This window comes from Rhodohalobacter sp. (assembly GCF_034521535.1).
Classification (GTDB): Bacteria; Bacteroidota; Rhodothermia; order Balneolales; family Balneolaceae; genus Rhodohalobacter.
Window position 1 is genome coordinate 650,055 of the sequence record NZ_JAXHMF010000002.1, and the last position, 23,147, is coordinate 673,201.

Sequence of the window (23,147 nt, forward strand, 5' to 3'; positions counted from 1 at the left end):
CAAATTTGAATATTTCCGATCTTATTTTTGGTAAGGCACTTCCAAATATTTCAGCATCCTGAAATGTTTCTCGTTCAAACTAAAAAGCTTCATTTGTTCGACGCCTGCAGTAGCAGCAATTAAAGCATCGGCAAGTCCCATTCCATGACTCTTATGCCAGTTTTGACGAAGCTTACCTGCTTCTACAGCAATTTCTTTAGTAACGGAATTTACGCTAAAGATCGATATAAAGTAATCCATATCCTTCAGCTCCTGTTCTCCTTTCACTCCGGAATAGAGTTCAGCAATGGATATTACCGAGATGTGAAAATCTCCTTCAAATGAATCAAAAAAGTGTATTGCCGTTTCATTTCCCCTCAAGTAGTCAATAATTACGTCCGTATCGAACAAATAACGATCCATATCTTAATGATTAACTGAATCTCTCAAACTCCTTGCGAAGTTTCGATAGGTCAGGTATGTCCTTTTTATGTTTCCATAAACCCGCACCGGTTTTTAACCTCATTTCTTTCTCTCTTTCTGAATGCTGAGAAATATACTCCGTAACTGCCTCTCGTATAATTTCACTCTTGCTTATACCCCTTTTTTGGGAAAGAGCATCCAGCTCTTCCTTCATTTTCTCCGATATATAGATTTGAGTGCGTTTCATTGCTTCTATGATGTATGTAAGTAATGTATATGCACGTAACGTAAGAATCAATTCACTCATATTTACCAGATTCTTTACACGTTGCCGGCTGCAACATCAGGAGATTTCCGCTAGAAGCCGATATGCTGTATGCTTGGGGAATTATTTTGAGTCCGGCCGTGGGGGCGATACTGATGTCGCTGAGTACGGTGATCGTGGCTGTGAATGCGTGGTTTTTGGAGATGGAGTCTTAATCGAGAGGGAATCAAACCCACTTAATTTGTATAAATTGAGTGATATATACTCACCTTATTTATATTAATTGAGTGAATAGTAATCACTTAATTTGTATTAATTGAGGGAATAGTAACAGTAGTTTGTAATTAAATACTCTACGTAAAAGCTTCAATCCCAGCAGATATACTATTTTTAACTTCCAGTCCTCCAAGGTTTCCAAAACCCCGGAGGTCTTACTATTTGCAACAATCAAGAGTTTTCAAAACCAAGCTTAAACACGTTTTTTTATATTTACACGTGTAAAACATCCGACTTTATGAAAAAAAGCTCACACTTACGGTTGAAGAAGAGGTTGCTAAATATGCCAAGAGACTAGCCAAACGACATGGGAAGTCTGTGTCTCAGATGTTTGAGGAGAAATATAGGGAAGGAAAGGCAAACACCATTCAAACAGAATCACAAAAAGCTGCTGAACAGCTTCTGGAAAAACTGAAGTCTTCGAAAAGTACATCACCAAAACGGGACAAGGAGTTAATCAAGGAGCATGTTAAAAGGAAGTTTACCTGAAATTTTTCTCGATACGGATGTTTGTTATGATATTATTTCAAAGAGAGAGCCTCATTTCGAACATTCCATAAAATTACTTGAATTGGCTGCACATGACCGGGTTTCTTTAATCATCTCGGAAAGCAGCCTGGCTAACCTGATCTATTTGTCTTTTGACATTTATAAAATTGATGATGATGCTGAAAAGCTGGTCCATTTTATCAGGGCTTCAAATGTTGTAAGTGGAGGTAAACCGGTGATGCTTCACGCTCTCAGATCCTCTTTTAAAAACAAAGAAGACGCCCTTCAATATTACACGGCTCAACATCATGAAGCTGATTATTTTATTACACGAAATATTAAAGATTATAAGCTCAACGTTGAGTTTCTTCAGGTGATGACACCTAAAGAATTTATGGATTCAATCAATAGGTAAGGAATTGACCGCATAATGGTCCAGAACCATTGGTGGACATCAGGTTATAACATTGGCACCGTTCCGCTGGCGGCTAGTGTGTTGTATGCTTCGATTGTTATTCTGAGTCCGGCAATAAGTGCGATATTGATCTTGCTGAGTACGGTGATCGTGGCTGTGAATGCACGGTTTTTTGGAGAGGGGAACATGACAAATCAAGACTTGGCATTTTGATGTATAGATCAAGTTTTAAAAAAATCATCTACGTGTAAAATAGAGTGATAAACAAAACCACAAAAAAAGCACTTTCCAACAGATCATGAAATAGTTTTTGATTCCATTTCATCTACTGCCGAAAAGTGCCTTATTCACTCTTGATGTGATCTGATCAGGCTGCTCACCCCTGTCAGTTCATTGTAACGCCGGACTGTGTCATTTCTGCCCTGGCGTTTTCAACTGCTGATTGAAGATTTTCCAATTCATTTTTCAGACGATCACCATTTCGCAACGTTTTGTCGACCAATGAGGTGATCGAGGTGATCCCCTTGGTTGTTAAATCGTTCGACAAGTACGCCTCTATCTGGGTTACATCAGAAACAAAAGACCTAAAAGCTTCTTTTACGCCTATATTATTTCGTGCAATTTCATCATATGTACGTCCGAGTGCCTCTCGGCGTTCATCACTGCTTTGCTGTAACTCAGGGTTTTCATACTGGTTATTATTTTTGTCCCATGCATCTAAATACGTTTTGATGTTTGAACTCATTTCATCGGCGTGTTTTGAGAAATCGTTCTGCATCTTCTTAATTTCCGACACATTGTCTGAAAAAAGTTCAAACGCTCTCTTTACATCTGCCTGACCCGGCCTGGTCAATTCATCAAGAGAGGTTCCGATGGCATTCACTTGTACAACACTTGATTTTATATCGTTATCTACTTTTTCCAGAGATGATTGTACATCTTCTGATCGCATCATTCCTGTTGTTGAGCAGGCTGCTACTGTAAATGTTAATAACAGCATTAGAGCTGCTAATCCTTTACCCGATTTAATTAATTGTTCCATAGTCGTGTCCGTAATTTCCCACAATCTGCGGGTTCGTTGTGATGTTATTGTATATCTCAAATATCATCATTGTACGTTCCTGTTCTATTACAACGAGTCAATCAAATCTTACATAGTTTACTGAAGACCAATACCGCCATACAACAATATACCCTTGTTATTTATTGAGATGTATATGGATGAGGAGGTATAAAAAGTTGGTAAAACCGGATTTCTACAATTGCAATTGTATGAAATCTGTGATATATGTATGCTAAATCATTACTTGTATAATATTATCTCGTTACTGGTTAATAATTTTCAAAATAACCGTGCAGAATAAATAGTGCTACACTACTATGGATACCCTTGAAAAAGTTACATTTAACAATCGTACAAGTCGCGAATTCAGCAAAACGGTCAAAAAACGGGTAGAACAATACTTTGAGGAAAATGAACTCTCAAAGCATGCTAACTGGCAGATGGTCGTAAAAACCATACTGATGCTGACCCTCTTTTTGGGTTCCTATGGATTGATTATTTCAGGACAACTTTCTCTTGGGACGATGTGGTTTTTGACGTTTGTGATGGGAGTTGCGGCTGCAGGTATCGGTTTCTCCATTTCGCACGACGCACTTCACGGGGCCTACTCCTCCAGTAAGCGTGTAAATCGCGCACTGGGATTTACGTTTGATATGCTGGGAGCCAACGGCTACATCTGGAAAATCACTCACAACATCATCCATCACACCTATACAAATATTCACGGGCACGATGAGGATCTTGAAGTGGCGGGTTTTATTCGGCTTTCTCCACACTCAGAACATAAAATGATACACCGTGTTCAGCACATAATCGCTTTTTTCGCCTATAGCCTGGCGATGGTATTCTGGGTGTTTGTTAAAGACTACAAGAATTTTCTGAAACCCAATATTGGTCCCTACGACAACAAGAAACATCCGGTAAGCGAGTGGGTAATTTTGTTTGTTACTAAAGCTCTCTTCTATACTTACATGCTGGTACTGCCAATGCTACTGCTTGATATTACCTGGATTCATCTGCTGATTGGATTCTTAACTCTTCACCTGACCGCCGGATTAATTGTTGGGATTATTTTCCAGCTTGCACACGTGGTTGAGGAGACCGATCATCCGCAGCCAAACGACGAGAACATGATCGATGAGCACTGGATGATTCACGAAATGATTACAACCAACAACTTTGCCCGCGATAATAAAGCACTTTGCTGGTTTGTGGGCGGACTCAATTTCCAGATAGAGCACCACCTGTTCCCTAAAATATGCAGCGTCCATTACCCGGCCATCAGTCCAATTGTTGAACAAACCGCCAGAGAATTTAACATTCCCTACAACCACCATAACACATTCATTGAAGCGGTAGCCTCTCATTACCGAACACTCAAGAAATTTGGCGATCCTGAATTTACATACGCAAAAAACCAAATCTGATATTCGTATATGCAATATCTACAGCATTCTCATGTCAGAAATAACTTCCGGTATTAAGCTATTCTTCTTCCCTGTATAATCTGGAACAAGATAGCAATAACAGCAATTACCAACAGAATGTGAAGAAGTCCGCCTGTACTGTAGCCTACAAACCCGATTAACCAGGCTATTACTAAAATTACGGCCACGATATATAATAGATTTCAAATGAAACTTAGTTTTTAAAAATTAATGTTAATCTCCGAGAAAACGGAGGTGTTTCTATCTGAAAAGAAATCATTTAGTGAATGTTCAAGATCATCCATTTTATTGCAGAAATTATCTTTGAAGAGATCCAAATTCTCTCTATCTGAAACGATGTAATCATCCAATTCCCGTTTAAGATTACTATTAGCCATTTTAAGCTCTGAAAGCAATTCTACATGCCTGAACTTGGTCTCCATATCAGTTTCAACTTTGATCTTCTCTCTTATCTCGCCAAAGGATCGATTATTTGCCATTATTTTATTAGCAGTTTCAATTCTAAAAGCTTTGAATTCAGCGTACACCTCACTATCCGCAATTTCTTCATGCTGGCTTGATTCAACTGCTGAAACGTCGGCTCTCTCCAACTCATTAAATGATCTGTCTCTACCTAAAAGAACCAATGCCGCCATCAATACAACAGTCACCAAAACAACTATTAAGTATTTCATAAATATAGATTTTCGTTTTTACCTTGATCTAACTGCTCTTGTTTTTTTATCCCTGAATTAGACAATCAATAATAGTGTCTCAGGAATTTCTCCCCTATTAAGACCAAAAAAATGATTCACCGTCACTTTCTATTCAGCAATCTCTTCCTGATGTGGGTGGTCTGATTGTAGCATCTCTTTTTTTGGAAAAACCGGTTTTTTAAACAGATCATCAGAATCTTTAGATCCTTTAACCGATAGGTCGCCTCTTCTTTTTCTGTTTATCTTTCCCTCGCATTCAGTAACATTTTTCTTTACCAGAATTTTTCATAACGCTTAGTCTCTATCAATTAAAAGTGTTTGTTTTCTTTGCTTACTGTTATGAATCTGTTAAATATCAGAGTGTTAAGTATTACACCAAGGCCGTATAGTTTTGCATTTTCTACTGATTTTTTCCGTTCGTTTCACATCCGGCAATAAGTCCGATCGTTGAACAAACGGCCAAGGAGTTCATTAACCCCCACAACCATCACGAGACGTTCGCCCAGGCAGTGGCATCTCACTATCGTACCCTCAACAAATTCGGTGATCCGAACTTTACCTACCTCGAGGCAGCTAACACAGCGGGTTGATTTTTGGATTAGTTACCCCCGCTTGAACGGAGACCAGAGGCTGTCAAAAAAAAGTTCTCTCTGTCTGTATCAGCTTAAATAATTGTTTGTATCCTATTAGAGGAGGGAGAAAATCCGTGATATATGTAAAACAAAACAAGCAACATGTACCGCTTTAGTTGAAGGGAATGATCAAATTTAAATTCAATATGCAACTGTATGCATATATCACAACATGAAATTTTTGGAGAAAAAATGAATCAAACAATAGGCGGTATTTTAAGCGTAGCCGGAATTATAGGAATTTTATTCTTTGGGTATCAATATTTGGCCGACTCAGAATCATTTTCAGTTTTAGGAGCGGATGTTGCCGTCAGTACTGGCGACGTTGTTCCGGTACTGATTTCTGTAGTCGTTTTTGTAATTGGTTTGTTCGTTTATCGATCAAAATAAAATCTGTATTTGGTGGAGCTCTATGACTGTTCCAAAATGCCACAAGAGTAAAATCTAAAGATACGAACGAGAGATGAATAAACGGACATTCACACCATCTCAACCATACCCATTCTGGTTAAAAGCAACACTCATTCTGTTTGGACTCTGCATCTTGATAGTCGTCTTAAGCTTTGGAAAATTTATTCTGATGCCCCTTGCTTTTGCCGCCATCATTTCGATGTTGCTGAACCCGGTTGTAGAAAAATTTGAGTCCTGGAAAATGGGCCGCGTGTTTAGCATCATACTTGTATTACTTTTAATCACAGTGGTTTTTTCGGGTATTTTAACTCTGATAGCCGTCCGGGCAGTCGAGTTTTCTGACAATCTCCCCGAAACGACTGAAAAACTTAAAAATTCACTGGCTGAAGGAGCTGTTGTGGTTGAAAAGTTTTCAGGGATTTCTCAGGAAAAACAAACCGAGTATATAAAAAATGGTATTGAAAGTTCATTTGAAGCAGGTGGTGAGTTCTTAAACTCTCTGGCACAGGCTACGACCGGAACATTTACTTTTTTGGCGTTTATGCCCATTTTTATCTTTTTCATGCTCTACTACAAAGGAATGTACAAAACCTTTCTTCAAAAAGTATTTGAGAGGAGCCACAACTCTGAAATTGACAAAGTCTTACTAAGAGTTCAACATGTAACACAGAACTACCTGGTGGGACTGTTCACTGTGATTGGAATTATGGCCGTATTAAACTCAATCGGTCTACTGATTGTGGGTCTCGATTACGCTATTCCTTTCGCCATATTTGCATCAATGCTGGCTATTATCCCGGTTGTGGGCGCAATTTTAGGAGCATTTCCTGCCATTATTTATGCTTTTCTTTTCTACGATACGCTTTTGTTACCACTCCTGGTCACTGCCGTATTTACCGTAGTACAACTTCTTGAAAGCAGCTTCCTTACTCCAAGAATCATTGGATCAAAAGTCTCCCTCAATCCATTTATGGCCATTATTGTATTGCTTATGGGCGCAAAGGTCTGGGGAATAGCAGGCATGATCCTCTCTATACCACTTATTGGAATCATGAGAGTTGGGTTTTCACAGGTTGACGAATTAAAACCTTATGGGTATCTCTTGGGCAGTATTGTTGACTATAGCGAATATGAAGAGAGTGATAAACATGAACATGAAAAAGCTGAGAGGGAGGAAATGGCTGTTCCACAAAATGACGTCTAATTTCTTCAGGGTAATTGTAAATCTTGAAAATGCCGTAGAAAAAGTGTCACTTTAGATTTTAATTCGTGAATTCCTAAATCAACCACCTAATCACTAATCTTTGATTAAAGAAAAAACCGATAAATCGCAGAGGATCCGATGGTTATTCGGATCAATAATTGTTCTGATTATGCTTTGGTTAATTGGATTTCTGGTTGCCAATCTGATAGCTGAACCCTACCTGCAAAACCGGCTTACCGAGGAATTTACAACGGTAAGTGATAATGATGCGGAACTTGTAATATCAGAAATTAATATCGGGTTTTTTCCTCCAAGTGCTACCATAGAAGGAGTAACACTTGCACAAGGTACAGATGCATCCGAACGATTGAAGAACCATCCGGTACTTGATTCAAAAATTCAAGAAATAACAATCTCGGGAGTCGGGATATGGTCGTTACTAACCGGCGGAAATCTGACGATCAAACATGCAGAAATAAACGGCGCAGATCTTCATGTGACATCCGGACTCATGGATCGTTTCACTGATTCCGGTCAATCTTCTGATCAACCACGATCTGCTACTATACAATCCTTCACCATATCCGGTTCCTCGATTCATATTTATCGTGATGCCTTGGCTTCTGTTAGTACTCAGTTAAAGGGAATAGATATACGGGTTACTGATTTGGATGTGACCTCCGATTCAGCATCTATTGGTGATCAATTTGGACGTATTGAATTCAAAGTGGATTCCGTATTTCATAAAACTGGAAGTGAATTTTATGCTTTTGAGGGGAATCAGATCTCTTTCAGTACAGAAACCGGAGATTTTATGATTTCTGAATTTTTTGTAAAACCACAATTATCTCCCAGTGAGTTATCGGCGCGGGTTGGCCATGAAATTGATCATTTTAACATCCGATCCGGCTCAATTCAATTACATGCATTAGATGTTGATGAGTTGATTGCAAACAGACATTTTAAAGCCCGGAATTTTACCGTTCAAAAGCTTGAATTAGAGATTTCCCGTGATAAAAACCATCCTGATAAACCCAAGAACGAACGTCCGCTTATCAACACCCAATTCTCAAACCTGCCCTTTGGTGTGTCTCTTGACAGCCTTTCCCTGAGTGATGGATATATCAGCTATCGCGAATGGAAGGAGGGACAAGATACGTCAGGAACGGTTTTCTTTGATGCTGTTGAGATTAAAATGGCAAACTTACAAAATTTGGATAAAGAGCAAACGATTCATGCTGAGGCTTCGACAATGTTTCTGAATGAAACGGAGCTTTCTGTAAATTTTGAATTTTCTCTTAATGAGAATGGATATCAGACCATAACCGGCACGCTTGATGAGATTAATCTGGAAGTGTTAAATCCGGTTCTCTTACCCATGGCGTTAGTTCGGCTTGATGACGGAATAATTCATTCACTGGAATTTAATTTCGATTTGAATGAAATTGAGGCCAAAGGTGAGTTTATTGCCATTTATGATGATTTATCATTGAACCTATTGAATGAGGATGATCACCAACAAAATACCGGAAACAGAATTGTCTCATTTCTTGCAAATAATATTCAGGTAAAATCATCAAATGGCGGAGAGAATCCCAGGACAGGAGAGATATCTTACGAAAGAGAAGAGGGGCAATCTACGGTCAATTACTGGTGGAAATCACTGCGTTCCGGAATGAAAGATCTGATCCAGCGAATTTGAATAGCTTTTAAATTTGCTGCGTAAACATATGAGTCACCTTTTCAGTGGTGCGCTTAAACAGGCTCCTGCGTTTCCATCGGCCCTCTGAAATTTTATCGCTATACTCCAAATCCTCCATAAAATGGAGGTGTAGTGGCTACAAAATAAGTTTCATTTAAAAGTGATTAAAATAGTTCATGTCATACCTTTTTAGATGCAAACCTTCTTTTTGCCGGTCATTCCTGCTTTAGTATGTTTGAAGCAGTAATTCGTACACAAAATGAATGGCGTTCACCTTTTAAGGGATGAAACCAGCCCCGTTTCGGGGCGGCATATCCGTAGCCCCACAGGTTCACAACGTGAATCTGTGGGGTAGAGAAAGAGGCCGATATTCACAGAAGCACCATAGGTGCGGCATGTTTCGAATTCTGAATTCAATCTCAATTGTAAAATCGACCCATATATTCCGCACCTACGGTGCTTCCATGTTCGGGTTCGCCCTTTGCCCCATGGCCAACGCTTTGCGCTGACCATGGGCTACGGACATGACGCACCTCTGGTGCTTTTTTTGCGCTGGATTATTTTTCGTGATTACAGCTTTGCGCTGATCCAGGGAGAGTTTGTTACAGCTACGATGCTTCCTGTATTATTACAATCTGATGACAGATTCTATGTTAAATGATTTTAGATATCAATCTTTCGACAAGATGTTTACTTCGGATTGTGAGATAAAACGGACGAATCAGATTTCAGCAAAGCTTGAAACCAGCCCCGTTTCGGGGCGGCATATCCGTAGCCCCACAGGTTCACAACGTGAATCTGTGGGGTAGAGAAAGAGGCCGATATTCACAGAAGCACCATAGGTGCGGCATGTTTCGAATTCTGAATTCAATCTCAATTGTAACATCGACCCATATATTCCGCACCTACGGTGCTTCCATGTTCGGGTTCGCCTTTTGCCCCATGGCCAACGCTTTGCGCTGACCATGGGCTACGGACATGACGCACCTCTGGTGCTTGGTTTTTGTCAGGTGCATATCTCAACTCCTGATGGTGTGATCGTCTTGCAAGGGTACGGATATGGCGTCCCGTAGCTGGACTTTCATTGCCTGAGTCATTTGGTGTAAAACCTTTAAAGTATTTATAAGGATCGAAAATACAATTCAAAAGGGCAGTAATAGAAGGCAAATCAAGCTTATACAGCTGTAAAATTAATGGGTGTAGCACTACAGAGCTCAGTTTAAAGAGTTTTGAGGCTGAATTTTAATATTTTGCGGAAGTTGAGCTAACTCCGACTGTGATTATTGTAACACTTTTTAGAAAGTATATAACGCTTGCGACATCTAAGTTTATCACATTTTATATGCTGTCCATATTTCGTTAGACCGTTTTTAAAGCTGCTAATGAATTCAGGGACACGGTTCATTTAAACTAAAAGTAAACGAAAAGCACTACTCATGGATAAACTAATAATTAAAGGAAACTGGAATGAAATTAAAGGCAAGCTCAAGCAAAAATATGGGGATTTAACGGATGACGATCTCACATATGCAGAAGGTAAAGAAGAAGAACTTCTTGGCAAACTTCAAAAGAAGACCGGAAAAACCAAAGATGAACTTTCCAGCGAAATTGAGAAGATGAACAGTAAGGAAGAGTAGCGCAGCTTCATTTAAGTAAATAAGTTACTTCGTACAAAGCCGGACTCTTCTCTTTTTTCCGACCAGTTGGGCAGGGAATTTAACGTTAATGGTATGAACACTGAATTTTAAACCTCAAAAAAATAACCCAATATGACTCATAATATAATAAACCGAACAACTACCGTACTCTTTTTAATAGCAGCTTCATTTATCTTTATCCAGTGCGATAATCGTACAGATAACAGTAATTCTGCTTTTAATGAGGAACGCGAGGAAATGGCATCAAACCTCGAAGATTTAAGAGATAATATTGATGATAAGATCGAAGACCTGGAATCAAGGATAGATGATGCCGTTGACAGTGACTTAAAAAGTAATCTGGAAGCTCAGAGAAATGAGTTACTTGATGACCGATCAAACGTAGAACAGGCAATTGATGATCTTGAAAGTGCTACTAAAGAGACCTGGCAAACAGTTCAAACAGAAACTGAAGAACTCTACGATAATGTTTCATCGAAACTGAAAGAGTGGGCTGATGAACTGCAGGATCAAATCGATAATTAGATTATCCAATACTTTTTGATCATTTATGAGTTTTTTGTGGAGTGTCCCTGCGTCAGCCGACGGATCGCAATGAGGGATGATCAATTGAATTATGGATAAGGTTCTGACCCATGCATGATTTCGACGGTCATCCCCCTGCTCTCCTCCCGAAAGCTTTCGGGATCGGGATCGCCTTCCCCCTTCGAGGGGGGACTTTTATCTTTTCCCGACCCTGAGCGTCATGGAGCACATTTCCGTGCGGGTTGTTGGCAGGAGCTAAAAACCGTTATTGTTGAGCATTTTTGATATAATGTGGCGATTCGCACTCTTGCCAGTATTCTACAATTTTTACTATAGTATTTTTGGTCTTTTCATAACTGTTCGATTTAACAAAGAACCCCTGTATTGATCTTGAATAAGCCTCGATAACATGCTGTTGCTCTGCACTTGTTGTAAAGAAAAGGTAGGGAATAGATTTTCGCCTCAGATCTTCATTATTGTGTATTTTAGCACGCAATTCCATGCCGTTTAGTTTTGGCATATTTATATCAGATAACACAAGAAAGGGTTCATCCTCTGTGATTTCCAAGTATTGTAACGCTTCTTCACTGTCATCAAAAAAGATTAGCGGATTATCGTAATCCAGTTCTTCGAAGATTTCACTTATAACAACTTGGTCTCCCGTGTCATCTTCAATAATGACAATAGATCCTTTTTTATTCATAATTGTATGTTTTCAGATTGGTTTATAATTTTTTCTTGTGGTGCAGCGCTTTCAATTATTATTAACCTAAGTTCGATTAATAAATCGGGTATCGAAAGTCCCCCTTAAAACAGGGGGATCAGTACTGTTTTAGCCAAAATCAAAATCGCAAAAAGTGCAAAAAAAGTAGCAATGGCATAAAATGTTTTTTGAAATGATAACGTCATATTATGTTACTCCTGTAAGTTGATTAATCGCCCCATAAAGAGAGTAATTTTCATGACAGTGGCCGCTAGGTTTTTAGAAGGTCCTTACCTTCTTCCGGTGATCGGGATTGGCGAGCCTGCTCCCGAATTTCTTCATCATTGCTTTCCAATTTACCCTCTCCAACTGTCGACACTTTGGAGTCTTTGGATGGTTGCGCTTCAGGCTCTTTTTTAACTTCTCTTTCTGCAGGTATTTCAGATTCCCGGCTTATCTGTACAGGCACACCGTTTGGAAAGACCATCTCTCTTGCTTCATCAGGCATAGAGATTCCTTTTTCCTGATACGCTGTTTTTACCAACCGTAACAATGATGACTTCACTTTCAGCAGGTTATGTTTTTGAGCATTCACCCAAAAATAAAACTGTATGTTAACGGTCGAAGTGGCCAGTTTATCTAATAGAATCCAGGGCTCCGGTTCTTTTAGAACCGCGGGATGCTCCTCTAATATTTTTGCGCCTATTTCCTGGGCTACGGTGATACTATCGTCATACCCGATACCAATGGTAAATGTTGTTCGCTGGTTAGGATTGCTTGTAAAATTGAGAATACTGCTCTTATAAACCGTTGCATTTGGAATCTGCAGGTGATTGCCGTCCAGTGTCATAAGCAATGTGGCGCGAACCGTAAGGCGCTGAACAAAACCGATAGTGCCGTTAATCTCCACAAGATCGCCGGCGTGAAAAGGGTTTTGAACACTCAAAAATATGCTGGCCAGAAAATTTTCGGTGATATCCCGAAAAGCGATCCCCAATACAATACCCAGGAGTCCTGTACCGCCCAGTACCGTGAGGGCTACACCGGTCAAATCAGCGATATAAAAAACAATATACAGTCCCAATAGAAATACCAGAACGGCAACTCCCTTTGCCACAATATTTTGTAGCAGAGTGTTCATCTCCCGTTTTATTAACGAAGCCCGGGTGGCTTTGGCTACAAGTATAGAGAGGCCCCAGAATACAACGACTACAAACAGTCCAAAGACCCAAAAGGGAATTGCGCGCATAATGCTGCGCCACAGCTCCTGCATCCCGGTAAACGCAGGCTCGTAATTCCAAATGTCAGGTTCTGTTATCTGTATTTGATTGACAACCGCCGCAACATCCTGTGTATTTCTGGCGAGCTCTCCTGCCCATCGTTTAAAATCGTCCGTCTCTGTTGAGCCCCGCAGAAACACAACACCGTCGTTTACCTCCACTTCGGTATCCACAAACCAGCCTGTTGCGGTCAATATGCCGCTCAGCCGATCCCGAATTTCCGAATCTGCCGCCTCAGGGCGAACATCCACCTGCTCCGGCGCCAGGGTTTCTGAGGTGTTTTCCGGCGGCCCGGTTTGTCTGTTATCTTGTGCCTGTACCAATGCCGGTAAGGCGATGGACACCAGCAAGAATAAAACAGCATAAACCTGAAGTTTTTTGTGAATCATACTGTCAATTAAATAGATAACCTGAGTTAGATTAATGTACTACCTCGGGGCAGAGCCATCGAGGAATAAACTAAAAATCCAAATTTCTTTAACAATCTATTCGCTTATTGTAAAGTGTCCCCCTTCGAAGGGGGACTTCTATCTTTTTCCGACCCAGAGGGTCGGGGAATTTAACCACTTCAAATTAAACACTTTAGCTTATGGGCTGTCGCCTCCATTCCGACAAAATTCTACTGGAAAATCAGTTTTTGGCAATAACCCAAATAGCATGAATAATACCGGGGATAAATCCAAGGATAGTCAGCAAAATATTCAACCAAAAAGCCCCGGTTATACCCACTTCTAAAAAGACACCGAGTGGCGGAAGAAGAATTGCAATTATGATTTTTAAAATATCCATTTGAATATCTCTTGATTTATATATTAATGTTGAATGGTATTAACAAAAAAGCTCAGAAATATAAAATATGAACCATAATATTATCACTTTAAAATAAATATATCGTAGAATTAGCCAACAAAAAAGATACTGGCTGATATCTGTAAATGATGTAACAATTTCAGGATAGATGTAAATGCCATTGGCAAAAGTGAAGCGTTTATTTTTTCCCCACTCAATTATATTTCCGATTGGATTTAAAATCCGGGTCGTTACAATGGTATTACAGTTGCAGAACTCAAATTTAAAACTCATTTATTATGAACATTCCGGCAATAGCAGTACACGGTGGATCAGGAACAATAGCCTCATCTATTGATGATCCGAAAATCAGAAAAAGCTATCTGGATGCTTTGCGGGAAGCGCTGGAGGCCGGATTCAGTTTGTTAACGAATGACGGGACAGCCCTGGAGTCCGTAAAGAAAGCGGTGACTGTTCTTGAGGACTGCGAGCTTTTTAATGCGGGAAAAGGATCTGTATTCACTTCAAAGGGAGATCATGAAATGGATGCGGCGATTATGGATGGCAAAACCCTGGATGCGGGAGCCGTTGCAGGAATCAAAGGAATAAAAAACCCGGTGCTGTTCGCTGATGATATCATGAAAAATACCCCCTTTGTTTTCTTAGCAGGCAACGAAGCGATGGAGTATGCGCGTCGTCAAAAGTATGAATTTTTGCCTGACTCCTATTTTTTCACGCAGCTTCGATACGACCAGTGGACCAACCTTCGGGGCTCCGGAGATGTAAGTCTTGATCACTCTTCTGATAATGGTCACAAATTTGGCACAGTAGGAGCTGTAGCAGTCGACAGTGAAGGTAATCTGGCCGCGGCAACATCAACCGGAGGCATGACAAATAAAGCCTGGGGCCGGGTTGGAGACAGCCCGATGATTGGCGCCGGTACCTATGCGAAAAATCAAACATGTGCCGTATCGTGCACAGGACACGGGGAATATTTTATACGCGGGGTAGTGGCCTATGATGTTTCATGCCTGATGGAATACGGAGGGATGAGCCTTAAAGACGCCACCAATGAAGCAATATTTAAACGATTAAAAAAGATGGGTGGAGAGGGAGGTCTCATTGCCATTGACGCCCATGGCAATATATACATGCCGTTCAACACAGAAGGAATGTACCGGGGATTAAAAAATAACCGGCAGACTATGACTCAAATTCTGTAAGCTTGAGTTTGATTATTAACTCAACCCCCGCAAAATCTTAAAAATTAACATTAAAAACTCTTTAAACAACGCTCTGTAGTGCTACATTTATTATTTTTATAGCTGGATTAACTTCCTCTTCTACCTTCCATTACCGCCTTTGCGGATTGTATTTTCGGTCCCTATGCATACCAAAAAGCAATTACACCAAATGACTCAGATAATGAGCACCGGAGGTGAGCCATGTCCGTAGCCCATGGTCAGCGCAAAGCGTTGGCCATGGGGCAAAAGGCGAACCAGAACATGGAAGCACCGTAGGTGCGGAATATATGGGTCGATGTTACAATTGAGATTGAGTTCAGGTTTCAGATAATGCCGCACCTATGGTGCTTCTTTTTAATGAGGCATCCTTACACCCCAAGGAAATGCTGCGCATTCCCATGGGGCTACGGACATGCCGCCCCGAAGCGGGGCTGGTTTCAACCCTTAAAAGGTGAACGCCATTCATTTTATGTGCGATCTACTGCTTTAAACATACTAAGGGAAGAATGACCAGTGCCGTTACCACTACATTATTTAAATTTGATTTGCAGTCCCGCCCCTCTTTTCTCTGTGATTTGAAGGGTAATATGGGTAACAGAAGTTCAGCGAGTTACTTTCTTCCTACTTTAATACACCGAACTCAAGCTGTCAGCTCATTCTGATAATTTCGAGGATTAAAATGAATTTCTGCTCTCTTTTCACTGATGAAATATTTGTCTTTGGGAGCGAGTACATGAACCCTCAAATTGGAGAGGGAGATAGGGACATATTTTTTCAGATTTTGAGACTCGTTATACTCTAATTCACTCCCATCAAAGAGAATAACCATCCCGTTACCGATAATTTCACAACAATCTCCTTCAGTGATAATGATTCCGGTATCTTCACCAAGGCCAATACCTATTTTATCCGGGAATACTGCAACGGCTTCAGCGAGCCGCCCAAAACGGGCTCGCCGAATAAAATGACTGTCAATAATTGCCCCACTCAACAAGCCGAGGCCTTTTCCCATTTTAAGATCATTCCTTTTAAGAACATTTCCATTTCTGCCGCCAGTGATCATTTCATCAGACATTACCATAGCTCCTGCACTGGTACCCGCTATAATAAACTCGTCATTTATATAGCGATCGTTCAGCAGTTCATATGTTCTTGTACCTCTAATTAATTCACTAATTTTACTTTGATCTCCCCCTGAAAACAGCACAGCATCTGAATCTTCAATTACTCTTAGGGTTTCCGCGCTGTTTGCCATCTTTCGATCGCGAATATCTAAAATGCCTACATTTTCCACTCCCAGCTTTTTAAACGTATCCAGGTATTTATTCCCTACTTCTTCCGGAATGGAAGATGCGCTTGTAATCACTTCAATACGGCTTTCCGGGCCACCGGCGAGCATACTTAGATCATAAAGAATAACTCCTTCCCCAAAGTCAGATTGAAATTCTTCATCCAGATTTTTGAAGTTTTTTTTCTCATTACCACCAATTGCTATTAAAGTACCTTTGGGTTTAGTCATTTTGAATGATTCACACTCAGTTAAATATTAAATCTCAGTCAAAAGTTTTATATGAGAAGTTATCCCATTTTTCAGGGCTTTTTCTGATTAAAGGAGGGTCTCAGTGAACCTTTGTGACATCATGCTTTCGTGTTGATCCAGGAATGTTCCCACAAAGACCGGAAGTTTCAAAGAAGTTCAAAAGGCTTTATCCGCTCTAAGGTACTATCAAAACACTGTAATTTGTATAAATATAAGTGATATTTCGGGGGGACTTCTCTTATATATGTATTAAAAAAAGGAGCTGAGCTATTTAATAAATTCGCAAGGGCTTTCAATTTCCTCAGTTATTTTGTGTAATTCATTTGAGGTTGTATATATACGAAAATTTACCCACACAAATTGACAAAGCCCCATCACTTCTCAAAACTCTTGTAGTAGCCGGCTTGAAATTTGTTTCTACACAGTGATCGGTGATATATATAAATCATTAAAACTATTCTATAACAGTTTTAATACCGCCTATTTACATATTTTAAACTGCGATGTTTTTTTCACAATACCCGCAACAAATCAATTGATGATTACTGCCACATGTACTTTTCTTATTGATAGACATCATAAAAGCAAGAGTTCTTACAAAAAAGAGAGCCAAAAAATATAGGGTGAATATGAAGATCTTAAACATTAAAGTTACCAACGGCCCTAACTATTGGTCAATCAATAAAAAACGGCTTGTGGTTATGGAGCTCGATATAGAAGACCTTGAAACACAGCCAACCGATGAGATAAAAGGCTTTTACCAACGAATAAAAAAAGCGATTCCCAGCCTTTGGGAACACAACTGTTCTGAGGGAGTGCCCGGGGGTTTCTTCAGCAGAGTTAAACGTGGTACCTGGATGGGGCATGTTGTAGAACACATCGGCATAGAAATACAGGTGCTGGCGGGCCTTCAGGTTGGTTTTGGCCGGGCGCGAGGCACCGGAGTAAAGGGACATTATAATGTTGTCTTTGAATGCGTTGATGCCGAATCGGGACATCTTGCCGCAGAAAAAGCGGTATTGATTGCTCAACAATTAGTTGACGGAATAGATATTGATATCAATAAGCATGTAAATGAGATCCGGGAAATGAATTCCGCAAATATGCCCGGCCCCAGCACAACTTCTTTGCTGAAGGAAGCCGCATCACGAGGCATTCCGTATATCAGGCTTGAAGACAGATCAACCTATCAATTAGGCTATGGCCGTTTTCAAAAGAAAATTGCGGCTACCATAACATCATCTACAAGCAACATGGCAGTAGAATTGGCTTGCGATAAAGAGGCCTGCCACGACTTCCTGAAAGAGATGTCGGTACCCGTTGCCGAAGGTGATGTTGTAGAGAGCATTGAGGAGCTGAAAGTATCTGTAAAATCGTTAGGCTTTCCCTTAGTTGTAAAACCGGTTTCAGGTAATCAGGGTCGTGGCGTAACAACTAATATTAAATCTGAGAAAGAAGCCGTAGCAGCGTTCGAATTAGCCGGTGAAATATCTGAAAGAGTGATTGTTGAACGCCATATTTCCGGGTTGGATTATCGTTTGCTCACCATTGACGGTAAATTTGTTGCCGCCGCTAAAAGAACGCCCGCACACGTTGTGGGTGATGGATTTTCTACTATACAACAGTTGATCAACATCGTAAATAAGGATTCAGGCCGTGGTGAAAACCATGATAATATCCTCACCAAAATAAAAATTGGCCCCAGTGCTATTTCCATTCTATCTCAGAAAGGATATACGCTTGATACCGTTTTACCCCGGGATAAAATTCTCTATTTAGATTATGCAGCAAATCTGAGTAAAGGAGGAACTGCCGAAGATGTAACGGATAACGTGCACCCTGAAATTGCAATGATGGCCGCCAGAATTGGCCGGATGATTGGCCTTGATATTTGTGGAATAGATGTAATGGCTTCAACTCTGAATAAACCATTACATGAAACAGGTGGGGTTGTACTTGAAGTGAATGCAGCTCCGGGATTTCGCATGCATCTGTCTCCCTCAAAAGGGAAACCCAGGAATGTTGCAGCTCCCGTGCTGGATATGCTTTTTCCCAAAGGGCAAAAAAGTCGAATACCCATTATCGCGGTAACGGGTACGAACGGAAAAACTACTACTACACGGCTTATATCACACATCATGAAAGGTGCCGGACGAAAGGTTGGATACACTACCACAGATGGGGTTTATGTGAATGATGAGCTCATCATGAAGGGGGATTGTGGCGGCCCTAAAAGCGCACAAATTGTGCTCAAGGATCCCGGTGTGGATACAGCCGTTCTGGAATGCGCGCGCGGCGGAATATTACGACTGGGACTCGGTTTTGATTATTGTGACGTAGCTGTAGTAACAAATGTAGCCTCCGATCACCTCGGAATGAAGGGAATAAATGATCTGAAACAAATGTCGAGCCTGAAATCTGTGGTGCCTGAAAGTGTGCACCCGTCAGGTTTTGCCGTGCTGAATGCGGATGATGATCGTGTTTACTCCATGCGAAACAGAGTTCGCTGCAGTGTGGTTCTGTTTTCACTTGAGCCGGATAATCCAAAGATAATGTCCCATCGCGAAGCGGGTGGTATCAGTGTGGTGCTCAAAGATCAGTATATCACCATATTGGATGGGGAATCCGTTCACGTAGTTGAGCATGTCGAAAATATTCCGCTCAGCTTTAAGGGTCAGGCCGGTTTTATGATTGAAAACATCATGGCTTCTGTAGCGGCAGCTTACACTCAGAATATCTCTCCTGCACAAATAGGAGAAATGCTGTGCAGTTTTGTGCCTTCACCTGAGAAAACTCCGGGCAGAATGAATCTTTTTAGTTTTCCAAATTATGACATACTTGTAGATTATGCTCATAATCCGGCCGGTTTGATGGCCGTTCAACAGTATCTGAAAAGTTCATCTTATGAGGATAAAATAGGTATTGTGTGTGGCTTGGGTGACCGAAGAGATGAAGATAGTATTGAATTAGGCCGTATTGCCGCAGAAACATTCGATAAGATTATTATCAGAGAAGATTCTGATCTTAGAGGGAAAGCAGCAGGAGAAACAACCGAAACCATAAAGAAAGGCATCGGCAATTCTCCATTTAGCCCATCAGTAGTCGCTATTGCCAACGAGAAAGAAGCGCTGCAGTATGCTATGGAAAACGCTTTGCCTGGTACCTTAATCATGCTTTGTGTTGAGAATATTGATGAAGTGATCTCTATGATGCAAAAAAAGAAAAGCGAACAGCAGCACATGAAGTCAAGATGTTTAAAACACTCCGTGCAAAGAATACGAATTGAGAATAACATCTCTGCAGTAATGAATATTTAGTAAGTGTAAATAGTATTTCGTTTAATCATAGTTGGTTTAGCTTCAAATCCATACTTTTTTCAAAAGTATGAGTTTTTTGCAGAGTGTCCCCCTTCGAAGGGTAATGGGGGATGATCAATCTCCCATTGAGGGGAGTACGGCTTTAGCCGGGAGGGGTGTAATGCTTCAGAACCAAGAATGGGTCAATTCAAAACTCAGATAGTCATCCCCCAGCTCTCCTCCCGAAAGCTTTCGGGATCGGGATCGGCTTCCCCCTTCGAAGGGGGAGTTTTATCTTTATTCCGAACCGGAGGATCAGGGAATTAAACCACTTTAGATTTAACTCAGAACTCAAAAGAGAGATACAATTATGGATTTATCCTGGCTGCTAACTTCCAATAGTGCCCTTCTAATGGTAGCAATCTCATCTACCGGAATCTATATCGCACTATTACTATTTACCCGAACATTCGGAGTGAGATCATTTTCAAAGATGTCCAGTTTCGATTTTGCAATGACGGTTGCGATCGGTTCTGTAATCGCTACAACCATTTTAACCGATAATCCACCGCTGCTACAAGCAATTGCCGCATTGGGTAGTTTGTTCATTTTGCAAATGATTGTGGCAACGTTGCGCAACTACCCGTTCATGCGAAAACTTGTGGATAACAGCCCAATATTGCTTATGAATGGCATCAAATATTTTAGAGGGAAATATGAAAACAGCAAGAGTAACCCGTGAAGATTTACTTGCAAAACTTCGTGAAGCAAACGTAACTCAGTTTAGTCAAATAAAAGCTGTAATCATGGAAACAACCGGAGATATTTCAGTACTTCATCACCAGGATACGGACCATGAGATTGATAAAGAGTTATTCGAAGGTGTTCGGTTATAAATAGTGCCTATGCGGATTTGTTAGGGAAAATACTTAACTATCATAAATCCCAAAAGAATGAAGATATTATTTGATTGATTTCTAAGATCGGTGGACCGTCCCTGCCGGGACTTGCCTGGCTTTACGCTGACCAAAAACCCCCACAGTAAACTGTGGGGCTACATTCGGTCGTCTCTTTGAGACTTGGATGTGGTCCGGCAAATATATCTTTATTTGCACTGGTGACGGCTTTTGTGGCCCTCCGACCCGTCGGAGGGTGTGTTTGTGTTGTCAAGGAACCTAAAACGGCTACGATTCACGATCAAAGTTCAGGAACACAACCCTCGGAGTGAAAATCGTCGTGCCTCCGTTTTCACATCCATTTTCCCTCTCGAGCCACACTTGGTCCCGATTTTTTCGGGGAGGGGATTTTTCAGATGATTAAAAGAGTCACTATGTTGATTTTGGTAGAAATGATTCAATCTAAAACGTTCACAGAGAAAGTGGGAAGAAAAGCAAAACTACTATGCCTAAATGGCTTGTTTTAAATACTTTCATTTTAGTTGCAACGTTTATATTATTATTGCAACCTAATGAGAACTTATTCTTATGAGTAAAATAAAAAACAAAACCGTTTGGTTCGGCATGAAGCTGACACCTGAACAGAAAGAAAAAATCAAAATGTTAGCACGGCGGCAAGGGGTTACCCAAAAACAGGCCGTTATGGATTTGATTGAAGAAAAAACAAGAGAAACCACCGGACCCGCACCGAAAAACTCATTTTTACATGGTATTGAACACTTGTCAGGGTCTGTTAACGGACCGGGTGACCTTTCTACAAATCCGGCTCACATGAAAGATTTTGGGCGGTGAAAATATTAATAGATACTGGCCCAATTGTAGCATTTATGAACCGGAATGATCACTTTCATTCATACGTAGAAGAACAGATGGAAAAAGTTGCTCCTCCATTTTATACCTGTGAAGCGGTGATCACAGAAAGCTTCTTTTTGATGAGCCGCATATCAGGTGGTGTTCAGCGATTGAAAAGAGTTACTACAGTCCGGAAATATTATCATTGAATTTACTTTTTGGGAACATCGATCAAACATCTACCAATTGATTAGCAAGTATGAGAATATCCCCATGTCGTTTGCCGATTCTTGTTTGGTAGTTATGGCAGAAGAGGCAAGGAAATCGTCAATCTTTACCCTGGATAAAGATTTTCTGATCTATCGCAAATCAACCGGAGATCCGCCCGAATTAATTTATCCCTATTAACAACTGCTTCTATCGAGTATTCATCATCATAAACAAGGGTGCAGGCGTGGAGGCACAAGCCCCGAAGGGACAGGTGAGACGCTTGCGGTAATTCGCATATTAAGAATCGAACTGAATTAATAATCTTGCTTTGTGTACCAAATTGCCAACATGGTTCTGAATTTCAGCATGATTCAGCTCCAAAGGAGCGCCGGTCAGTAACATCGTGCAGCGCGCGATGATAGCCAACCAACCCATCATCCGGCAGCCCCAACGCGGGCGCCGGTCCCACCACGTCATATGCACAGTGACGGCATGTCAGATTAATCCCATACATACCGTTCATCAAAGTCCACTCCGTAATTCTTTAAAAACTTTCTGTATTCATCTTTAAAACTCATGTTTTGATGATGTTCATGCTGATTTTTAATGTATTCAATAACTGAGTTTATTCCTTTCGGAGTTACTGAGAAAATTCCATAACCGTCCTGCCAGTAAAAGTTGGCATATCGATCACCCATTGTTTTTATCCATTTGGAAGAACCCTGTTTAATTTCCTGCAGCAGTTTCATTTGGGTAATTTTTCTTGACAGAAGACATAATATATGAACATGGTTTTTATGTCCTCCAACTTGCACAGGATTACATTCAAGGTCTTTATATATCCCGCCGATATAATTGAAAAGATCGTTTTCAATCTTATCATCGATCAGGTTTTTCTGTGTTTTGTACTAAATATTATATGTGGGTATACTTTGGAGAGTGACTGGGGCATAGAAACGGTTTGTCTGGATTACACCCTTACAGGGCTTTCTTTTGTGGCCGGTGCACTTGGCATAGCGCGCTGCACTATGTTATTGACTTTGCCCACTTTGGGGCAAAATCAGCAAAGAGTCTAAACCCTTCTACAGCTATTTACTTCGTGAACCTTAGTGGCTTTGTGCCTTCGTGGCAAAAAAGTAAAAGGATGATATA

25 protein-coding genes are annotated in these 23,147 nt (G+C 40.6%); 15 read left to right on the forward strand and 10 right to left on the reverse strand.

Annotated elements, in window-relative coordinates:
- Window positions 1-21: 21 nt before the first annotated feature.
- Together U5K35_RS05140 and U5K35_RS05145 are read right to left on the reverse strand one after the other, a co-directional pair.
- On the reverse strand, window positions 22-402 hold the full coding sequence (locus U5K35_RS05140; RefSeq protein ID WP_322570396.1) for a type II toxin-antitoxin system VapC family toxin: 381 nt from the start codon (window positions 400-402) through the stop codon (window positions 22-24).
- A gap of 10 nt (window positions 403-412) precedes the next feature.
- Window positions 413-709 (reverse strand): CopG family transcriptional regulator, encoded by a 297-nt coding sequence (locus U5K35_RS05145; RefSeq protein ID WP_322570397.1) that lies wholly within the window; start codon window positions 707-709, stop codon window positions 413-415.
- A gap of 462 nt (window positions 710-1,171) precedes the next feature.
- On the opposite strand from U5K35_RS05145, the gene U5K35_RS05150 reads away from it, so the two are divergent.
- The 3 genes from U5K35_RS05150 to U5K35_RS05160 are packed head-to-tail and all read left to right on the forward strand — an operon-like array spanning window position 1,172 to window position 2,060.
- Window positions 1,172-1,432: a DUF6364 family protein gene (locus U5K35_RS05150; protein ID WP_322570526.1), complete on the forward strand. Its 261-nt coding sequence runs from the start codon at window positions 1,172-1,174 to the stop codon at window positions 1,430-1,432.
- Window positions 1,410-1,847 carry a PIN domain-containing protein gene (locus U5K35_RS05155; protein ID WP_322570398.1) on the forward strand — a complete coding sequence of 146 codons (438 nt, stop codon included), beginning with the start codon at window positions 1,410-1,412 and terminating at the stop codon, window positions 1,845-1,847. The genes U5K35_RS05150 and U5K35_RS05155 overlap by 23 nt, the downstream gene beginning before the upstream one ends.
- 15 nt (window positions 1,848-1,862) lie before the next feature.
- A complete protein-coding gene (locus U5K35_RS05160) occupies window positions 1,863-2,060 on the forward strand; it encodes a hypothetical protein (RefSeq protein ID WP_322570399.1) in 198 nt (65 codons plus the stop codon).
- Window positions 2,061-2,232: 172 nt separating this feature from the next.
- On the opposite strand, the gene U5K35_RS05165 is transcribed toward U5K35_RS05160, so the two are convergent.
- Window positions 2,233-2,889: a hypothetical protein gene (locus tag U5K35_RS05165; RefSeq protein WP_322570400.1), complete on the reverse strand. Its 657-nt coding sequence runs from the start codon at window positions 2,887-2,889 to the stop codon at window positions 2,233-2,235.
- A gap of 338 nt (window positions 2,890-3,227) precedes the next feature.
- Between U5K35_RS05165 and U5K35_RS05170 the strand changes: the two genes are divergently transcribed.
- Complete coding sequence (locus U5K35_RS05170) at window positions 3,228-4,337, forward strand: acyl-CoA desaturase (RefSeq protein WP_322570401.1); 1,110 nt, start codon at window positions 3,228-3,230, stop codon at window positions 4,335-4,337.
- A gap of 53 nt (window positions 4,338-4,390) precedes the next feature.
- Here U5K35_RS05170 and U5K35_RS05175 read toward each other — a convergent pair whose 3' ends face one another.
- Together U5K35_RS05175 and U5K35_RS05180 are read right to left on the reverse strand one after the other, a co-directional pair.
- Window positions 4,391-4,525, reverse strand: a complete 135-nt coding sequence (locus U5K35_RS05175) for a lmo0937 family membrane protein (RefSeq protein WP_322570402.1) — start codon at window positions 4,523-4,525, stop codon at window positions 4,391-4,393.
- 33 nt (window positions 4,526-4,558) lie between these two features.
- Complete coding sequence (locus U5K35_RS05180; protein ID WP_322570403.1) at window positions 4,559-5,032, reverse strand: hypothetical protein; 474 nt, start codon at window positions 5,030-5,032, stop codon at window positions 4,559-4,561.
- A gap of 809 nt (window positions 5,033-5,841) precedes the next feature.
- Between U5K35_RS05180 and U5K35_RS05185 the strand changes: the two genes are divergently transcribed.
- From U5K35_RS05185 to U5K35_RS05205, 5 genes are all read left to right on the forward strand, one after another.
- Window positions 5,842-6,075 carry a hypothetical protein gene (locus tag U5K35_RS05185; RefSeq protein ID WP_322570404.1) on the forward strand — a complete coding sequence of 78 codons (234 nt, stop codon included), beginning with the start codon at window positions 5,842-5,844 and terminating at the stop codon, window positions 6,073-6,075.
- Window positions 6,076-6,148: 73 nt separating this feature from the next.
- On the forward strand, window positions 6,149-7,300 hold the full coding sequence (locus U5K35_RS05190; protein ID WP_322570405.1) for an AI-2E family transporter: 1,152 nt from the start codon (window positions 6,149-6,151) through the stop codon (window positions 7,298-7,300).
- A gap of 169 nt (window positions 7,301-7,469) precedes the next feature.
- Complete coding sequence (locus U5K35_RS05195; protein ID WP_322570406.1) at window positions 7,470-9,002, forward strand: hypothetical protein; 1,533 nt, start codon at window positions 7,470-7,472, stop codon at window positions 9,000-9,002.
- Between the two features lie 1,436 nt (window positions 9,003-10,438).
- Window positions 10,439-10,639 carry a CsbD family protein gene (locus U5K35_RS05200; protein WP_322570407.1) on the forward strand — a complete coding sequence of 67 codons (201 nt, stop codon included), beginning with the start codon at window positions 10,439-10,441 and terminating at the stop codon, window positions 10,637-10,639.
- A gap of 132 nt (window positions 10,640-10,771) precedes the next feature.
- A complete protein-coding gene (locus tag U5K35_RS05205; protein ID WP_322570408.1) occupies window positions 10,772-11,185 on the forward strand; it encodes a hypothetical protein in 414 nt (137 codons plus the stop codon).
- Window positions 11,186-11,450: 265 nt separating this feature from the next.
- On the opposite strand, the gene U5K35_RS05210 is transcribed toward U5K35_RS05205, so the two are convergent.
- From U5K35_RS05210 to U5K35_RS05220, 3 genes are all read right to left on the reverse strand, one after another.
- A complete protein-coding gene (locus U5K35_RS05210; RefSeq protein ID WP_322570409.1) occupies window positions 11,451-11,888 on the reverse strand; it encodes a response regulator in 438 nt (145 codons plus the stop codon).
- A 271-nt stretch (window positions 11,889-12,159) separates the two neighbouring features.
- Window positions 12,160-13,557: a mechanosensitive ion channel family protein gene (locus U5K35_RS05215; RefSeq protein WP_322570410.1), complete on the reverse strand. Its 1,398-nt coding sequence runs from the start codon at window positions 13,555-13,557 to the stop codon at window positions 12,160-12,162.
- A 241-nt stretch (window positions 13,558-13,798) separates the two neighbouring features.
- Window positions 13,799-13,957: a YqaE/Pmp3 family membrane protein gene (locus U5K35_RS05220; protein WP_322570411.1), complete on the reverse strand. Its 159-nt coding sequence runs from the start codon at window positions 13,955-13,957 to the stop codon at window positions 13,799-13,801.
- Window positions 13,958-14,256: 299 nt separating this feature from the next.
- Here U5K35_RS05220 and U5K35_RS05225 point away from each other — a divergent pair, with 299 nt between their 5' ends.
- On the forward strand, window positions 14,257-15,180 hold the full coding sequence (locus U5K35_RS05225; protein WP_322570412.1) for an isoaspartyl peptidase/L-asparaginase: 924 nt from the start codon (window positions 14,257-14,259) through the stop codon (window positions 15,178-15,180).
- 661 nt (window positions 15,181-15,841) lie between these two features.
- Here the strand turns inward: U5K35_RS05225 and U5K35_RS05230 are convergent.
- Window positions 15,842-16,720 carry a cyanophycinase gene (locus tag U5K35_RS05230; protein ID WP_322570413.1) on the reverse strand — a complete coding sequence of 293 codons (879 nt, stop codon included), beginning with the start codon at window positions 16,718-16,720 and terminating at the stop codon, window positions 15,842-15,844.
- Between the two features lie 650 nt (window positions 16,721-17,370).
- On the opposite strand from U5K35_RS05230, the gene cphA reads away from it, so the two are divergent.
- The 5 genes from cphA (at window position 17,371) to U5K35_RS05255 (ending at window position 22,193) form a co-directional block, all read left to right on the forward strand.
- Window positions 17,371-20,058, forward strand: coding sequence for a cyanophycin synthetase (gene cphA, locus U5K35_RS05235; protein ID WP_322570414.1), 2,688 nt, complete (start codon window positions 17,371-17,373; stop codon window positions 20,056-20,058).
- A 349-nt stretch (window positions 20,059-20,407) separates the two neighbouring features.
- Window positions 20,408-20,779: a hypothetical protein gene (locus U5K35_RS05240; RefSeq protein WP_322570415.1), complete on the forward strand. Its 372-nt coding sequence runs from the start codon at window positions 20,408-20,410 to the stop codon at window positions 20,777-20,779.
- Window positions 20,754-20,933 (forward strand): YetF domain-containing protein, encoded by a 180-nt coding sequence (locus U5K35_RS05245; RefSeq protein ID WP_322570416.1) that lies wholly within the window; start codon window positions 20,754-20,756, stop codon window positions 20,931-20,933. The genes U5K35_RS05240 and U5K35_RS05245 overlap by 26 nt, the downstream gene beginning before the upstream one ends.
- 588 nt (window positions 20,934-21,521) lie before the next feature.
- Entirely contained in the window at window positions 21,522-21,785 is a 264-nt protein-coding gene (locus U5K35_RS05250) for a hypothetical protein (RefSeq protein WP_322570417.1), read from the forward strand.
- Window positions 21,786-22,031: 246 nt separating this feature from the next.
- A complete protein-coding gene (locus tag U5K35_RS05255) occupies window positions 22,032-22,193 on the forward strand; it encodes a hypothetical protein (protein ID WP_322570418.1) in 162 nt (53 codons plus the stop codon).
- 302 nt (window positions 22,194-22,495) lie between these two features.
- Here the strand turns inward: U5K35_RS05255 and U5K35_RS05260 are convergent, their stop codons facing one another.
- Window positions 22,496-22,885: a transposase gene (locus tag U5K35_RS05260; protein ID WP_322570527.1), complete on the reverse strand. Its 390-nt coding sequence runs from the start codon at window positions 22,883-22,885 to the stop codon at window positions 22,496-22,498.
- Between the last annotated feature and the right edge of the window lie 262 nt (window positions 22,886-23,147).

What these genes read in the sequence shown, in the direction of transcription:
- U5K35_RS05140 (WP_322570396.1), bottom strand. Translation starts at nt 402, where the DNA reads ATGGATCGTTATTTGTTCGATACGGACGTAATTATTGACTACTTGAGG.
- U5K35_RS05165 (WP_322570400.1), bottom strand. Translation starts at nt 2,889, where the DNA reads ATGGAACAATTAATTAAATCGGGTAAAGGATTAGCAGCTCTAATGCTG.
- cphA (WP_322570414.1), top strand. Translation starts at nt 17,371, where the DNA reads ATGAAGATCTTAAACATTAAAGTTACCAACGGCCCTAACTATTGGTCA.
- U5K35_RS05195 (WP_322570406.1), top strand. Translation starts at nt 7,470, where the DNA reads ATGCTTTGGTTAATTGGATTTCTGGTTGCCAATCTGATAGCTGAACCC.
- U5K35_RS05205 (WP_322570408.1), top strand. Translation starts at nt 10,772, where the DNA reads ATGACTCATAATATAATAAACCGAACAACTACCGTACTCTTTTTAATA.
- U5K35_RS05225 (WP_322570412.1), top strand. Translation starts at nt 14,257, where the DNA reads ATGAACATTCCGGCAATAGCAGTACACGGTGGATCAGGAACAATAGCC.
- U5K35_RS05230 (WP_322570413.1), bottom strand. Translation starts at nt 16,720, where the DNA reads ATGACTAAACCCAAAGGTACTTTAATAGCAATTGGTGGTAATGAGAAA.
- U5K35_RS05200 (WP_322570407.1), top strand. Translation starts at nt 10,439, where the DNA reads ATGGATAAACTAATAATTAAAGGAAACTGGAATGAAATTAAAGGCAAG.
- U5K35_RS05145 (WP_322570397.1), bottom strand. Translation starts at nt 709, where the DNA reads ATGAGTGAATTGATTCTTACGTTACGTGCATATACATTACTTACATAC.
- U5K35_RS05185 (WP_322570404.1), top strand. Translation starts at nt 5,842, where the DNA reads ATGCATATATCACAACATGAAATTTTTGGAGAAAAAATGAATCAAACA.
- U5K35_RS05160 (WP_322570399.1), top strand. Translation starts at nt 1,863, where the DNA reads ATGGTCCAGAACCATTGGTGGACATCAGGTTATAACATTGGCACCGTT.
- U5K35_RS05215 (WP_322570410.1), bottom strand. Translation starts at nt 13,557, where the DNA reads ATGATTCACAAAAAACTTCAGGTTTATGCTGTTTTATTCTTGCTGGTG.
- U5K35_RS05210 (WP_322570409.1), bottom strand. Translation starts at nt 11,888, where the DNA reads ATGAATAAAAAAGGATCTATTGTCATTATTGAAGATGACACGGGAGAC.
- U5K35_RS05220 (WP_322570411.1), bottom strand. Translation starts at nt 13,957, where the DNA reads ATGGATATTTTAAAAATCATAATTGCAATTCTTCTTCCGCCACTCGGT.
- U5K35_RS05170 (WP_322570401.1), top strand. Translation starts at nt 3,228, where the DNA reads ATGGATACCCTTGAAAAAGTTACATTTAACAATCGTACAAGTCGCGAA.
- U5K35_RS05180 (WP_322570403.1), bottom strand. Translation starts at nt 5,032, where the DNA reads ATGAAATACTTAATAGTTGTTTTGGTGACTGTTGTATTGATGGCGGCA.
- U5K35_RS05190 (WP_322570405.1), top strand. Translation starts at nt 6,149, where the DNA reads ATGAATAAACGGACATTCACACCATCTCAACCATACCCATTCTGGTTA.
- U5K35_RS05240 (WP_322570415.1), top strand. Translation starts at nt 20,408, where the DNA reads ATGGATTTATCCTGGCTGCTAACTTCCAATAGTGCCCTTCTAATGGTA.
- U5K35_RS05245 (WP_322570416.1), top strand. Translation starts at nt 20,754, where the DNA reads ATGAAAACAGCAAGAGTAACCCGTGAAGATTTACTTGCAAAACTTCGT.
- U5K35_RS05155 (WP_322570398.1), top strand. Translation starts at nt 1,410, where the DNA reads ATGTTAAAAGGAAGTTTACCTGAAATTTTTCTCGATACGGATGTTTGT.
- U5K35_RS05250 (WP_322570417.1), top strand. Translation starts at nt 21,522, where the DNA reads ATGAGTAAAATAAAAAACAAAACCGTTTGGTTCGGCATGAAGCTGACA.